This window comes from Serratia sp. JUb9 (genome assembly GCF_014298095.1).
In the GTDB taxonomy this organism is placed as follows: Bacteria; Pseudomonadota; Gammaproteobacteria; order Enterobacterales; family Enterobacteriaceae; genus Serratia_B; species Serratia_B rhizosphaerae.
The window spans coordinates 3172888-3187792 of the sequence record NZ_CP060416.1 but is presented as its reverse complement, the minus strand read 5'-3'; the positions used below and the strand labels follow the sequence as shown (position 1 = coordinate 3187792).

Annotated in this window: 11 protein-coding genes and 1 pseudogene; all 12 read left to right on the top strand. The window is 62.2% G+C overall.

Annotated elements, in window-relative coordinates; genetic code table 11:
- Positions 1 to 33 precede the first annotated feature (33 nt).
- The 12 genes and pseudogenes from HF675_RS15115 to HF675_RS15060 all read left to right on the top strand — a co-directional run bounded on the left by HF675_RS15115 (position 34) and on the right by HF675_RS15060 (position 14891).
- Positions 34 to 561: a DUF3304 domain-containing protein gene (locus HF675_RS15115; RefSeq protein ID WP_187043331.1), complete on the top strand. Its 528-nt coding sequence runs from the start codon at positions 34 to 36 to the stop codon at positions 559 to 561.
- Positions 549 to 3002 carry a DUF2235 domain-containing protein gene (locus HF675_RS15110; RefSeq protein ID WP_187043330.1) on the top strand — a complete coding sequence of 818 codons (2454 nt, stop codon included), beginning with the start codon at positions 549 to 551 and terminating at the stop codon, positions 3000 to 3002. The genes HF675_RS15115 and HF675_RS15110 overlap by 13 nt, the downstream gene beginning before the upstream one ends.
- 13 nt (positions 3003 to 3015) lie before the next feature.
- A complete protein-coding gene (locus tag HF675_RS15105; RefSeq protein WP_015671830.1) occupies positions 3016 to 3273 on the top strand; it encodes a PAAR domain-containing protein in 258 nt (85 codons plus the stop codon).
- Positions 3270 to 4409: a hypothetical protein gene (locus tag HF675_RS15100; RefSeq protein WP_255427289.1), complete on the top strand. Its 1140-nt coding sequence runs from the start codon at positions 3270 to 3272 to the stop codon at positions 4407 to 4409. Before HF675_RS15105 ends, HF675_RS15100 begins: the two co-directional genes overlap by 4 nt.
- Positions 4393 to 7803: an ImcF-related family protein gene (locus HF675_RS15095; RefSeq protein ID WP_187043329.1), complete on the top strand. Its 3411-nt coding sequence runs from the start codon at positions 4393 to 4395 to the stop codon at positions 7801 to 7803. The genes HF675_RS15100 and HF675_RS15095 overlap by 17 nt, the downstream gene beginning before the upstream one ends.
- Entirely contained in the window at positions 7803 to 9395 is a 1593-nt protein-coding gene (gene tssA / locus HF675_RS15090) for a type VI secretion system protein TssA (protein WP_187043328.1), read from the top strand. Before HF675_RS15095 ends, tssA begins: the two co-directional genes overlap by 1 nt.
- 43 nt (positions 9396 to 9438) lie before the next feature.
- Positions 9439 to 11193, top strand: a complete 1755-nt coding sequence (gene tssF / locus HF675_RS15085; protein WP_187043327.1) for a type VI secretion system baseplate subunit TssF — start codon at positions 9439 to 9441, stop codon at positions 11191 to 11193.
- Entirely contained in the window at positions 11157 to 12242 is a 1086-nt protein-coding gene (gene tssG, locus HF675_RS15080) for a type VI secretion system baseplate subunit TssG (protein WP_187043326.1), read from the top strand. Before tssF ends, tssG begins: the two co-directional genes overlap by 37 nt.
- Positions 12220 to 12765, top strand: coding sequence for a type VI secretion system lipoprotein TssJ (gene tssJ / locus HF675_RS15075; protein ID WP_187043325.1), 546 nt, complete (start codon positions 12220 to 12222; stop codon positions 12763 to 12765). Before tssG ends, tssJ begins: the two co-directional genes overlap by 23 nt.
- A gap of 72 nt (positions 12766 to 12837) precedes the next feature.
- Positions 12838 to 13023: pseudogene (locus HF675_RS15070) on the top strand (phosphatidate cytidylyltransferase); the annotation flags it as partial.
- A 24-nt stretch (positions 13024 to 13047) separates the two neighbouring features.
- A complete protein-coding gene (gene tssE, locus HF675_RS15065; RefSeq protein ID WP_187043324.1) occupies positions 13048 to 13503 on the top strand; it encodes a type VI secretion system baseplate subunit TssE in 456 nt (151 codons plus the stop codon).
- A 35-nt stretch (positions 13504 to 13538) separates the two neighbouring features.
- Positions 13539 to 14891, top strand: a complete 1353-nt coding sequence (locus tag HF675_RS15060; RefSeq protein ID WP_255427288.1) for a VasL domain-containing protein — start codon at positions 13539 to 13541, stop codon at positions 14889 to 14891.
- The last annotated feature ends 14 nt before the right edge of the window (positions 14892 to 14905 follow it).

Sequence of the window (14905 nt, the reverse complement as noted above, 5' to 3'; positions counted from 1 at the left end):
GCGTGACTGCACGCGTGATACAAGGAAAGTCAGATGAAACATTCACTGTTAAGCCCGCTGCTGGCGGGTCTGCTGCTGTTAACCGGCTGCTCACAGCCCGCCGCACAGGCCGGCGGCGGGGGCGGCACCATTGATGCCATCAACCACACCAAATGGGCGATTAACCATTTCAGCGTCAATCACCAGTCGGGTATCGACATTATCGGTCCGTATCAGGGCGGCGGTGGCGGCTGCTGTTACAGCGTATCCGCCCGCTGGACGCCGGGCATGACGGTGCGTATTGACTGGGAAAGCGGGGAGGCATCGACAGATGATTTCCCAGGGTATGAACATTGGGATAGGTATCTGGAATGGGAAAAAAAAATCAAAGCCAGCCACCGCCAGCACAGCAAAACCGTGCCGGTTCCCGACTATAACGGCCAGGATGTCTGCGGTATTACGGTGCACTTTTTGCCCTGCGACGAGGTGAAGGTGACAACCAGTTGCTACACCTACGGCAGCCCCGCTTACCCGATAAAAGCGCCCATCAGGATGAAGGAGCCGAAAGTATGTCCGAGGTAAAAGAAACCGATCTGGCCTGGGTGCCGCCGCCGTTTCCGGCGCAGGGACGCCTGCCGACTCAGGCGCTGCAGGTCGGGCAGAACTGCCATCAGCAGAACAGCGCCGAGCGGCTCTACCGGCAGGAGTTGTGTCTGGCCGCCGGACGACGCGTGGAGCCGCCGTGCTGTAAAACGCTGCATATCAGCCTGTTTTTCGACGGCACCGGCAATAACCTGAATAATGACCTGCTTCTGTCTGATCCCAAGCATCCGACCAATATTGCCCGTCTGTTCCGCGCCACCATCGGTGATGGCACTGCCGGTGGCGTTCCTGACCAGCAGAAGGTATCACTGGATGCGGCGAATGACAGCGGCGGGAAATACTTTAAATTTTATATTCCCGGCGTGGGCACCCCGTTCCCGGAAGTGAACGACCCGGACTACTCCCTTGCCGGGCTGGTGGCCGCAACCAAGGGGGAGGAACGCATTAACTGGGCGCTGCTGCGTATTATCGATGTACTTATGCGCGTGAGCAAAGACCCGCAAAACAACAGTATCAAACTGTCAGAAGGCGCCAGCCGTAAATCCATCAGCAAGATGGGCACCAGTTGGGACCGCCTGTGGTTTGGCGGCAGCCATAACCGCTATGAGGAGTTTTGTCGTTTACTGAATGAGTTAGCCCCGCAGCTGAGGCCATTGCTGACCCAGCCGGAGCCGGGCAAACCGAAGCTGTTAGGGATCAAGCTGTACGTCTATGGTTTTTCCCGCGGCGCGGCGGCGGCGCGCGCCTTTGTGCGTTGGCTGAGCGAGCTGCTGCCGCCGCCGGCGGCGGCAGGGGAAAATCCCCCGCAGTGCCTGCAGATTGGTGAAATGCAGCTGCCCATCAGCGTGGAGTTTCTCGGGCTGCTGGACACCGTGGCCTCGGTCGGGGTGGCGCACGTGGTGCCGATTGCCGAGGGGCATATGTCCTGGGCGGACGGCACGATGGAGCTGCCGAGCGATGAAACTTACCCGGGGCTGATAAAAAAATGCATGCATCTGGTGTCCGGCCATGAACAGCGCCTCTGCTTTCCGATGGACTCGGTGCGCCGGGGTAACGGCAAGTACCCGCCTTATGCTACCGAAGTGGTGTACCCGGGGATGCACTCGGATCTGGGCGGCGGTTATCCGCCGGGGGATCAGGGAAAAGCCAATGCTGAACATGATGGTTATTTACTATCGCAAATAGTGTTGCATGACCTATATTCAAGCGCTTTTTCATCTGGTGCACCATTAAAAGTCAATAAATCTTATTTACCTGAGAGTATGAAGACAGATATTTGGCGTTCTCTTGATGCTGAACAGTTGAGAGATTTTGTCGTCGCTCCTGAATTGGTATTAAGATTCAACGCCTGGCGCGAACTCACCCTGAATCTGACCACGCCAGAAAAAGTCCCCCCTGAAGCAGCCTCTAGCTACGATCCGCCGCGCGCCAGCGGCAGTCTGGAAAGCCTGGTCGAAAACCAGATTGCCTGGATCACCGCCTGGCGCATCGACCGCTATGCCAGAGGAACGATGCTGAAAACGCCATTTTACCAGCGCGCCACGAACAGCGAAGCGTTGCCTGCCGCACGTAAGGCGGCTGAAAAGGCACGGAATAAAAAACAGCAAGATATTATTGAATTACGCAACGATCAGATTGCAAAACAGCCCGCCGACCAGATGGACGATCTGGTGCTCTATCCGGGCGTCAAGGATTTCGACCCGGACATGGCGCAGACCCAGCTGTTTGAAGCGGCGAAGGAGTTTGGCAAGGATTACTTTGACGGCTACCGCATTCCGGAGAATCTGGCGCAGGCGGTGCTGGATACCGTGCTGCAGCCGATGATTTTCGTGCTCAATACCGATGATGAGCCGCAGGAATACCGGCGGATGAAGGCAGCCGGGGAGGCCCGCGTGGCCATCCTGTTCCCCGAAGCCGGTGAGGCCAGCAACGCGGAGCAGCCTGCCGGGCTGGTCAGAGCGCTGTTTGACGATCAGGTGCATGACTCGCGCGCCTGGTTTATGCACGCCGCGCTGGGTTCGCGCGAGATGTGGGGCGGCTATTTCCGCTACCGCATGATTTACTTCAGCGACAAGTGTAATAAGTCGCTGTCGCCGCTGGTGATCGCCGGCAACCTGGTGGGGTTTGCCACCCTGACCACCGGCGTGGTGCTGAGCTTCAAACAAAAGAGCCTGAGCGGAAAACTGTCAGGGCTGGCGGCAACCGGGGCTGTGCGGGCGCTGCAGGTTGAAGTACTGGATCGGATCACCCGGGAACCCGTGCCGCAGCTGCCGGGCGGGGAACGGCTGCGGGCATTTACCCGGGAGCCGGGCGTCGTGGTCGCCCAGCAAAAAGCACGGGTGGCGGAACAGCAGCTGGCGCGGGCGCAGGCCGCGATCCCGGCCAGTTGGCTTGAGCAAATCCTGACCTCGATCGCCTGAGAAGGAGCTGTCGATGAATAAAGTCATCCGTAAAGGGGACCGGCTGCGGGAATACGGCGGCAGGGTGTTGGCGGGGCGTTATCAGTGCTTTGGTCAGGGGTTTGCCTGTAAGGGCGATCCGGTGAGCTGTAATAAACACGGTATGACCACCATTGCGGAAGGCAGCTCGCGCACCACGATCGATGGGCAGCCGGTGGCGCTGCACGGCCACCGCTGCGCCTGCGGCTGTACGCTGGTCAGCTCGTTTCCCGACTGCGGTATTGACCAGTGAGGCGCGTTCCTGACTATCCGCAGTACAAAATGGCGCGTCCGCCCAGTACCGCCCGCTGGCTGTCGGCTGCGGCGCTGCTGATGCTGCTGTGCGGCAGCGCCAGCGCACTGCTGGCGTCTGCGCAAGGGAACCGCTTACTGGTCGCCACCGGTATCCTGTTGGCACTGCTGCTGGCAGGTACCGGCTGGCTGGCCCGGCTGCTGTACTACCGCATCAGCGTGCATAACGCCGCTTTCTACTACCAGTTGGTGGACTATGAACGGCAGCGGTGGTGGGCGCAGCATCGCCAGCCGTTCTGGTTAAGGGAAGGCGTATTGCTGGGGCCTGCGGGTACGCGCACAACCGACTGGTTGCGGGTGCTTAATCGTGAGCAGCGTCCTCCGGAAGAAAAAAGAGAAGGTGGCGGTAACACGTTGAGACTGCCGCAAATTTTTGCCGCTGACGCCGGTATGCGTGAAAAGCGGCTGGCGGAACTGCTGGTTATTGAGTGGCAAAGGCAGCGTGGCGAAAGCCCGCTCACTGCGCCGCTGCGCTGCTACTGGCAGGGAGCCGACGTTGCCTGGCAGGCATTCCGCACCCAAATGGCTGCCGCTTTCCCGGCGCTCCAGCTGCCGGCGCGGCCAGCCCCCTGGCAAGGGGAAGCCAGCCTGATGGCTATCGCCAGCTACCTCGCCGACGCCGGGCCTGAAGACACGGTGCTGATCGCCGGCTGTCAGGTGGTCGCCGCGCAGTCCGGGAGCAAACGTCCCGTCGGGGAGTCCGCCGTCCTGTGGCTGGCCGGGCGGCACGGCCCGGTGCAAATGACGCGTGGAGAAGCTTTCTCGGCCGAGAGGGGGGATGCTTTGCCCGCGGTCTGTGCCCGTGCGCTGGAACAGAGTGAACTGGAAGCCCCCCCCGAGGCCTGCCCGTTGTTTTCCCACCCCGGTCTGGAGGCGCTGGCGTCCAGTGGCTGGGACGTCAGCCAGCATCTGCAGGATGCCTACTGGGGAGATATCGGCGATATGGACGCTCTGATCGTTTTATCGCTGGCGGCAATTTACGCCGCGCACCACCAACAACCGTGTGGCTGGATTGCCCGCGACCCGATCAACACCCTCGCACTTGGAATTGTAAAACCTGATGGACAACGTCAATAAACCTGCTGTCATTTCTGTGGCAGCCACGGCCGCCGTCTGTATTGCTGTGACCACGCTACTGGTCCTGCTAGGCGGGCTGGCATGGTGGCTATGGGGGAGCGAACGTGCTACGCAATGGGATGCGTTGCGTCCGCTGATCGTCGCCGGTTTTATCGTCTGGGGAACGGCGCTCAGCCTGCTGACGCTGGGTTTTATGGCTTTCCGCTTGCTGATTAAGGACAAGGTTAGCCCGTCGACATCCCGCAAGCGTCAACCGACAACGGCAAGTGAGCGTGAAACCGCGTATGTCGCGCTGAAAAAACATCTCCGCTCTCGCTACGGCCCGTTCTGGCGCCGTAACGTGCGTCTGCTGTTGATCTGCGGTGATGACGCCGCGATTGAACAACTGGTTCCTGGCCTGCAATCCCATCGCTGGCTCGAGGGTAGCCGCACCGTGCTGATTTATGGCGGTAGCCTGACATCGGAACCCGAACGCGAAAAATACGCCGCCCTGCGCACGCTGCGCCGCGGCCGCCCGCTGGACGGTATCATTCGCGTGCTGAATAAAGACCAGTCGCTGACGCCGCAGCTGAGCGACAGCGATCTGCGCGGCTTGGAAAAAATCGGCGGCCTGCTGCGCTATCAGCCGCCGGTCTGGCTGTGGCAGCTGTGTGATAGCGACTGGCTGCAGACGGGCCGGAAACCCCAGCCGGTAGGCATCACGCTGCCGGCGCGGGCCATCGCGGATGATGTGGCGACCCGGCTCGGCGAACTGGTGCCGCAGCTGCGTGAGCAGGGGCTATCCCAGGTGGCGGAAAACCGGGCCTTTGATTTTCTGCTGCGGTTGGCGCAGCGGTTGGATCAGGGCGGTGGCGTGCGCTGGAAAAATGCGCTGGCGCCATGGCTGTACGGTGCCCAACAACGCGTGCCGCTGCGCGGTCTGATGTTCAGCCTGCCGGATGCGGTTGACGAACATGCTCAAGGGAGCAGAGAGAGTGTCCCTACGGCGTTGCATCAACATGCCGTTACCTTCTCCGACGCCTGGCAGGGCATCCTTCATGACCGCGTCCGCGGCCGCCGGGTTGGCATGGCCCGGGAACAGACGCTGGCGCTGGCGGTGATGGCCGGCATCGGGCTGTGGGCCGTGGGGATGACGATTTCCTTCGTTGCCAACCGCCAGCAAATCGTCACGGTGGCGGACAAAGCGCAGGCGCTGGTCGCCCGGCCGGCGGTGACGGATGCGCAGCTCGGCGCTTTGCATGCGCTGCGCAACGACGCCGGCCGTCTGCAGCAGCATAGCCGCGCAGGCTCGCCCTGGTATCAGCGTTTCGGGCTGGATCACAATCCGCAGCTGCTGGCCGCGATGCTGCCCTGGTACGGCGTGGCGAATAACCGTTTGATTCGCGATCCGGCCGGCGACGCGCTGCGGCAAAAGCTGACCCAACTGGTGAATTCGCCGCCCAACAGCCCGCAGCGCATCGCGCTGGCCAAACCCGGTTACGATCGGCTGAAAGCCTGGCTGATGATGGCGCGCCCGGATAAGGTTGACGCCGCTTTCTATGCGCAAACCCTGCAGGCGGTGCAGCCTGCGCCCCGCGGTATTTCCCCCGGGCTGTGGCAGAGCCTGGCGCCGGACCTGTGGGCCTTCTATATCGCCGAGCTGGCTCATCAGCCCGGCTGGAAAATTACCCCGGATGCGGCGCTGGTCAGCCAGAGCCGTCAGGTGTTGCTGCAGCAGATCGGGCGTCGCAACGCCGAAAGTACGCTGTATGAGAATATGCTCAAATCGGTGCGCCGTAACTTTGCCGATCTGCGGCTGGAAGATATGACCGGCGGCACCGATGCCCGGCGGCTGTTCGACAGCCGGGAGGTGGTGCCGGGGATGTTCACCCGTCAGGCCTGGGAAGGGGGCATTCAGCAGGCGATAGAGAAGGCGGCCAAAGCCCGGCGCGATGAAATCGACTGGGTGCTGAGCGACAGCAGCCAGGGCGTCGCGGCGGATATTTCGCCGGAAGCGTTGAAGGCCCGCCTGACGCAGCGTTACTTCACGGATTTTGCCGGCAGCTGGCTCGGTTTCCTCAACGGTCTGCACTGGCAGCCGGCCAGCACCATTGCCGATGTGACCGACCAACTGACGCTGATGAGCGACGTACGACAGTCGCCGCTGATTGCCCTGATGAATACGCTGGCTTGGCAGGGGCAAACCGGGCAGAAGAGCAAGGCGCTGTCCGATTCGCTGCTCAAATCGGCGAAAGAGCTGATCCACAGCGACAGCCGGCCGGCCATCGATCAGAGCGCGGCCGGGCCGGTTGGCCCGCTGGATGAGGCTTTCGGCCCGCTGCTGACCCTGATGGGCAAAAATCCGGCCGGTCAGGTGATGGCGGCCGATGGCACCCTTAGCCTGCAAATCTACCTGACCCGCATCACCCGCGTGCGGTTACGGCTGCAGCAGGTGGCCAGCGCCTCGGACCCGCAGGAAAAGATGCAGACGCTGGCGCAGACGGTATTTCAGGGCAAAAGCGTCGATCTGACCGACACCCAGCAGTACGGCAGCCTGATGGCCGCCAGCCTCGGCGAGGAGTGGAGCGGCTTCGGGCAGACGATGTTCGTCCAGCCGCCGACGCAGGCCTGGGAAACCGTGCTGCAACCGTCCGCCGCCAGCTTGAACGGCAAGTGGCGCAGGGCGGTGGTCAGCAACTGGCAGAGTGCCTTCGATGGCCGCTATCCGTTCGCCGCCAGTAAAAGCGAAGCCTCGCTGCCGATGCTGGCGGAGTTTATCCGCAAGGACACCGGCCGCATTGAACGTTTTCTGACGCAGGAACTGGGCGGCGTCCTGCATAAAGAGGGCAGCCGGTGGGTGGTGGATAAAACCAACAGTCAGGGGCTGAACGTGAACCCGGCGTTTCTGAAGGCCGTCAACCAGCTCAGCCAGCTGTCGGACATTCTGTTTACCGACGGCAGCCAGGGGATCGGCTTTGAGCTTCAGGCCCGTCCGACGCCTCAGGTGGTGGAAACCACGCTGACTATTGACGGCCAGAAACTGCGTTACTTCAACCAGATGGCGGAATGGCAGGCTTTCCGCTGGCCGGGAGATACCTATAAGCCGGGCACCATGCTGACCTGGAGCAGCACCAACGCCGGCGCCCGATTGTTTGGCGACTACGGCGGCACCTGGGGCTTTATCCGCTGGCTGGAGCAGGGCAAACGGGGCCAGCTGGATCGCAGCCGGTGGATGATGAGCTTCAGCGCGCCGGATGGCCGCACGCTGCAGTGGGTGCTGCGCTCACAGTTGGGCAGTGGCCCGCTGGCGCTGCTGCAACTGCGCAACTTTACCCTGCCGGGGCAGATCTTCCGCGTGGCTGAGCAGGCGCTGGCGGAATCTATGGATGATGTTGAGATGAACGGAGTGAAGTAATGAGCCAGCTGCAAAATTTAGTGGCCGCCTGCCAGGCGGATGACGGTGAGCTGATACAGCAGGCGCGTCGCTATGTGCAAGAGTGGCAAAACTGGCTGCAGCCGCTTTCTGCCGAAAATCCCACGGGGGAAGACCCTGGCTACGATGATGATTTCCAGCGTATCCGGGAGGAGGTCAATCAGCTGTCCGGCATTGATACCGACCTGATTTGCCAACTGGCGGAAAGGCTGCTGACGCAGCGCTGCAAGGATATTCGTGTCGTGACCTTCTACATCTGGGCGCGCCTGCACCAGGACGGCGAGGCGGGGCTAGCGCAGGGGCTGGAACTGCTGGCCGCGATGCTGCAGCAGTTTGACGGCGGGCTGCACCCGCAGCGCGAGCGCAGCCGTAAAAGCGCGCTGGAGTGGCTGGGCAGCGGCCGGGTGCTCGACAGTCTGTTCCTGTACCCGGAGGTTGATCCGGCCACGATGCGGCGCGTAACGGGCGCGCTGCTGCTGGTCGAGCAGGCCATGGAACGGTGGGATGAGGCGAGCCGCCCCCGGCTGTCGGCGCTGTATCAGGCGTTGGAAACGCGGCTGGCGCAAAATGGCGGCGCCGGCACGCTGGTGCCGCAGACCAGCCGTGAAGAAAACGCGGAGCCGGCGTCCGCCGGCACGGCGCTGCCGACGGCGCATGCCGTGAATTCAGGGCGCGATCTGCTCGACCAGGCAAAAATGCTGGCGAAGTATCTGCGCGATTGCGAAGGGGGCTGGCTGGCCGGTCATCACCTGATGAAAAGCGTCCGCTGGGATACCTTAACGGCGCTGCCACCGCTGGACGCCAGCGGTCGCACGCGCCTTGCTGCGCCCAAGCCGGATCACCGCGCGCATCTCAAGCGGCTGTACCTTCAGCAGAGCTGGGCGGAACTGCTGGAACTGGCGGACAACCTGTTTGCTCAGGGAGTTAACCATCTGTGGCTGGATGTGCAGTGGTACATCTGGCAGGCGCTGCAGAAAACCGATGCGGACGCGGTGCGGGCGGACATTATCAGCCGCGATTTGCGGGGCTTGCTTAGCCGTTTGCCGGGGCTGGAGTCGCTGGCATTTAATGACGGCACGCCCTTTGCCGATGAAGTGACGCTGGGCTGGATTAACCAGCAGGTGCTGGACGATCCCACGGGCTGGCATGAGGGGCCGCTCAGCGTCGCGGTGGCGGATGGTGACCTGCTGACGCTGGAGCCGGAAGTGCTGGCCAGAGCCGACAGCGACGGCATTGAAGCCGCGCTGGGCTGGCTGCAGGCGCGGCCGGGCGTCACGTCGCCGCGCGATCGCTGGCTGCAGCGCCTGCTGATGGCCAGAGTCACGGAGCAGTACGGCAAAAACGAGATGGCGCTGCATCTGCTGGGCGAACTGGACAACAGCGCTCAGGCGCTGACGCTGAGCCAGTGGTCGCCGGACATGGTCTTTGAGGTTAAAGCCCGGCGCCTGAAGCTGCTGCGCCAGAAGGCCGCGCGTAGCGAGGCGGATAAAGCCCGCCAACAGCCGGTGATGGACGCGCTGCTGGCCGGCCTGATCGCCATCGACCCGGCGCGCGCCGCGGTACTGTGCGGCTGAACGCTTTTTTGCAATCACACTCACCTCAGATAATCAGGTTTTTATGGACGATCTAACCCTGCGTTATTACGACGCCGAAATGCGCTATCTGCTGGAAGCCGGCGAAGAGTTTGCCCAGGCTCACCCCGAACGCGCGGCGATGCTTGGCCTGGACCGGGCCGGCGCGCGCGACCCTTACGTCGAGCGTCTGTTTGAGGGCTTTGCCTTTCTGATGGGGCGGCTGCGCGAGAAACTGGATGATGACCTGCCGGAGCTGACCGAAGGGCTGGTCAGCCTGCTGTGGCCGCATTATCTGCGTACCATCCCGTCGATGTCGGTGGTGGAGTTCACCCCGGACTGGCGGGAAATGAAAGAGAAAATGGGCATTGCCAAAGGTTTTGAGGTGCTCTCCCGGCCGATTGGCGAAAAGGGCACGCGTTGTCGCTACACCACCACGCAGGAGCTGTGCCTGCAGCCGCTGTCGCTGGAAACGGCGACGCTGACCACAGACCCGGACGGCCGCTCGCTGGTGCGGCTGCGCTTTAACTGCAGCAGCCTGGCGGACTGGAGCCGTATCGACCTCCGCTGCATCCCGCTCTACCTGAACGCCGACGCGCCGCTGGCCTGCGCCATGCATCAGGCTTTCACCATGAATGTCTCCCGTATGCGGCTGCGGCTGCCGGGTGAGACCGACAGCCGGCCGCTGGAAGGCCATTTTACGGCGCTGGGCTTTGGTGATGATGACGCCCTGTGGCCGGCGGGCAACAGCAGTTTCAGCGGCTATCAGCTGTTGTTGGAGTATTTCACCTTCCGCGAGAAGTTCATGTTCACCGGTCTGAAGGGGATGGACGCCGTGGCGCTTCCGGCGCAGCTGGCGTGGTTCGAGATCGAGGTGGTGCTGGCCGAGCGCTGGCAACACGACTTTACCTTTACGGAACAGCACCTGCGGTTACATTGCGTGCCGGTGATCAACCTGTTTCCGCTGGAGTCCGATCCGCTGACGCTCGATTCGCTGCAGACCGAATACCTGCTGCGCCCGATGCGGGTACAGGACGGCCATACCGAGATTTACTCGGTGGATGCGGTGGTGTCGTCCGGCAACCATACCTATGTGCCGTTTGCCAGTTTTCGCCATAAGGGCGGCATGTTGCGCCATGAGGCGCCGGAATATTATTACCACACCCGCGTGCGCCGGGGGCCGTCCGGGCTGTATAACACCTGGCTGATCCTGGGCGGCGAGGCGTTCGATAACCATACGGTGCCGGCCAACGAAAGTCTGTCGCTGGCGCTTACCGGCACCAACGGCCAGCTGCCGCGGCGGGCGCTGCAGAGCACGGTGCTGGATACGGTGATGAAAACCACCGCGGCCAGCATTCGGGTGCGCAACCTCTGTGCGCCGACGCAGCCCTGCTATCCGCCGGACCGGGACCGTTTTCACTGGCGCGTGCTGAGCCATCTGGGCAGCAATTTCCTGTCGATGATGGATAACGCCGAGGTGCTGCGCGGTACTCTGGCGCTGTATGAGTGGAGCGATAGCGAGATGAACCGCCGCCGGCTGGAGGCGATTGTCGATGTCCGCCACGGCGAGACGGCGCGTTTTGAACAGGGACACCTGCTGCGGGGCGTGCAGATTGAGGTAACGCTCGACAGCCAGGGCTTTGCCGGCCACGGGGATATTTGTCTGTTCGGTGAAATGCTGAGCCGTTTTTTTGCCCTCTATACCGATATCTATCTGTTTAACCGCCTGATCATCATTTTGCAACCGACCGGAGAACGTCTGGAATGGGAAGAGAAACACAATCGCCGCATTCCCGGCTGACTCCCCGCCTGGAAGCCGAACTGACGCGAATAAATTTTTATCGTTTCTGCCAGCTGCTGGAAAAGCGCCATCCGCAGCGTCCGCCGTTAGGGGCGACCAGTAAACCGGGTGACGATCCGCTGCGGCTGGTGCCCCATCCGGGCATGGGGTTTCCGGCCAGCGAACTGAAAGCCGTTGAATATCATGAAGAGGATGCGCATGCGCCGCCGAAGGTGCGCACCACCTTTATGGGGCTGTACGGCGTCGATTCACCGCTGCCGACCGCCTATCTGGACGATATTACGCAGCGCAGGGAAGGGCATGAGGCGCTGCAGGGGTTCCTCGATATTTTCAACCACCGCATCCTGACCCAGTTTTACCGCATCTGGCGCAAGTATTCCTACCCGGCCACCTTTGAGTCCGGCGGCGCCGACGCCATCTCTCAGTCGCTGCTGGGGCTGGTGGGGCTGGGGATCCCGGGCACGGCACATCATATCGCCACCCCGGTCTCGCGCTTTCTGGCGCTGTTGGGCGTACTGCGCCTGCCGGGGAAAACCCAGGAGGGTCTGCAGGCGCTGGTGCAGCTGCTGGCGCCGCACACCCGCGTGTGCGTCAGTCCTTATTGCCTGCGGGCGGTGGCGGTCGAGCGGCCGCTCGGCTTTGCGGATGATGACGATTTTTTGCTGGACGGCAACCAGGTGCTGGGTGAAGAAGCGATGGACACCAGCAGCCAGTTGTTGATTGAACTGGCTACCGACTGCGAGCGGGAGGTTCTGGGCTGGATGCCGGACGGACAGCTCTATCAGGATTTTCTGGTGATGCTGCGGGTTTATCTGGGCTGGCGTTTTAAGGCCCGCATCCGGCTTGCCGTCAGCACCGGCCTGCTGGCGGCGCCGGCGCTGGGCGAAGCGCCGCTCTGGCTGGGAATGAACGGCGTGCTCGGTGTGGAAGACGAGGCGCTTCCCGCAGATATTCCCCGGACTTTTACCACGGAACTCGGCTGTTACAGCGGCCTGCAGCCGGCAGTCACAATACAAGGAAACCGACGTGTTGCGTACCAATTTGACTAAAACCGCTTGTCTTCTGCTGCCCGTCATGGCGTTCGGCCTTGCAGGGTGCGGCCTGACCCAGAGCGTTACCGATGGCGCCAAATCGACCGTGACGTCCATTTTTTATAAAAAAATAAAGGTGTTGCATCTGGATTTTGTTGCCCGTGAGGCGCTGAATACCGATGCGCGCGAGAGCAATTCCGCGTCACAACCGCTGATGATTCGCGTTTATCAACTGCGGGATCGTAAAGCCTTCGACACGCTGGTCTACCGGCAACTGCTGAAGGAGGATGAAACGCTGCTGACCGGCGATCTGCTCGCCCGCCGCGATGTGGTGCTCAAACCGGGCAATGCCGCCATTCTTGATATGCCAATGGATGCCGCAGCGAAATTTGTGGCCGTCGTCGGGCTGTTCCGCCAGCCGGATACGGAGAAAAACAGCTGGCGGCTGGTGTTGCCACGCGAAGCGCTGGATCCGGATACGGCGCGCGTTTTAGCGGCGGATGGCAACAGCCTGACGCTGCTGTCGGAGCGGGAGACATAGCGGCAACGCGTCATGCGGCTATCACCCGTGAGTAAACGAAAGGCCGTCGTTGGCACCGGCGGCCACCAGACATTGAGAATCCTGATCGCTCTGCTGGGCTTTGCCGGCGGGCTGTGTATGTCGGCGATTAAGCGCGATCGCGGCGTCAAGGATTTCGGCGCGATGATAGAAGGCCACGGCGGCATGATGGACCGCATCGACTCCCTGTGCTTTGCCGCGCCGGTATTTTTCCACCTCGTCAGATTTTACTTCACCTGATGTGGCCACCCGTAAGGAGAACCTATGACACAGGCCCACAACGCCCCCTCTTTATACGACATGCTCTACGGCAATTTTACCGGCGGCCTCGACCTGCCTCTGGTCAGCGAAGAAAACCAGGTGATTTTGTCGGTGCTGGATAATCTGCAGCGCATCCTCAACGCCCGGGCCGGCACGCTGGCCCATATGCCGGACTACGGCCTGCCGGATATGAGCAAAATCCTGCAGGGTATGCCCGGCACGGCGCATCAGCTGATGACCACGCTCTCTGAGGTGCTGCTGAAGTATGAGCCGCGCCTGAAGAGCATCAGCGTCGTCATGCTGGAACAGACGGCGCCCGGCGAACTGCGCTACGCCATCGACGCCGAGCTGAAAGGCCTCGGGCTGGTGCGCTACGGCACCGAATTTATGCCGGAGGGCAAAGTCTTGCTGCGGCATCTGAAGCAACAACAACGCATTAATACCACGCCCGCTTATTAATTTTCCTCTCTCTAATTTCTAACGGAACCATTCCCGTGAACAAGGATAAACACCTTAAAATCGGCGGCGACCCGCGCGCGCTGCCGGACTACGCCGTGCTGCGCGATGAATTGATGAAACTGTCCCACCCGGCGCGGCCGGACGTTGAATGGCGCACGGTGGAGTCGCTGTGCCTGCGGCTGTTTGAACATAACGGCGTGGATCTGCAAACCGCAGCCTGGTATACGCTGGCGCGGGTGCATATTGCCGGGCTGGCGGGCATGCAGGAAGGGCTGGCGCTGGTCAATGTGCTGACGGCCTACCAGTGGTCGGTGATGTGGCCGACCAATGTGCATACGCGGGTGGAGATTATTACCGGCCTCAACCAGCGGCTGCAGAATGTGTTCCGCACGCTGGCGCTGGACGACCGCGATGAGTTGGAACGGCTGTATCAGCTGGAAAAGAGCCTGGAACGGCTGGCGGAGACGCTGGCGCGCCATGAGCTGCAACAGGCCAGCCGTACGGAAGGGATGCAGTTGCGGATCCGGCAGGCGATTGCCCGGCTGGAAAATATGCCGCGCGATGCATGGCAGCAGCCGGCCGTCGCGCTGCCGCCGCAGGCGGTGGTCAGCCACGCCGATGAGCCGGCCGCTGCGGAGCCTCTGGTCTTGGTGGTGCCGCCGGAGCCGGCGGAGGAGAGGGCGGCAACAGCGCCGCGCGGCGTGCGCCCCGTCAGGGCGTTTCTGGCCGGCGCCTGTAGCGCGCTGCTGGCGGGCGGGCTGCTGCTGTGGGGCTGGCACAGCCTGAGCGCGCCGTCAGCGGTAGAGCAACAGCTGGCCGCCTCGCTGACGCCGCTGCCGGGCGCGCTGAGCAGGGAGCAGCTAGGCGCGCTGCGTCATCTTTCATTAACGTCGCCGCCGCAGGCCGATGCGTTAACGGAGCAAACCCGTCAGCAACTGCAGTGGCTGATGGCGTTGCCGCCGGACTGGCCGCTGCGTTATGGTCAGCAACTGATTGAACAGGCGCAGGCCTTGTGGCCGGATAATCCCGAGGTGGCGGAAATGCAGCAGGCGTGGCGGCAGCATCTGGAGGCTAACGCGCTGCCGGCAACCTCGCTCCTCGGCTGGCTCGACGGGATGCAGAAATTGCAGCAGCTGACCAGCCGGCTGAACGGGCTGGATGAAAAGCACGGTAAATATATGACCGTCAGCGAGCTGAAATCGTCGGTGTTCGCCATCACCCAAGCGTTTAACCGCCATCCGCCGGCGGAAGAACGCCTGCGGCGCTATAGCGCCGGCCGCTCAGAGGCGCAGCGCAAACAGGCGGCAATGGCGCTTGAGCAGCTGCAGACGCGCTACTTTTTACAACAGTCCGCCGGCGCGGAAAAGAGGCCGGGCGAGGTGCGGTAACGCAGCGCGACGCC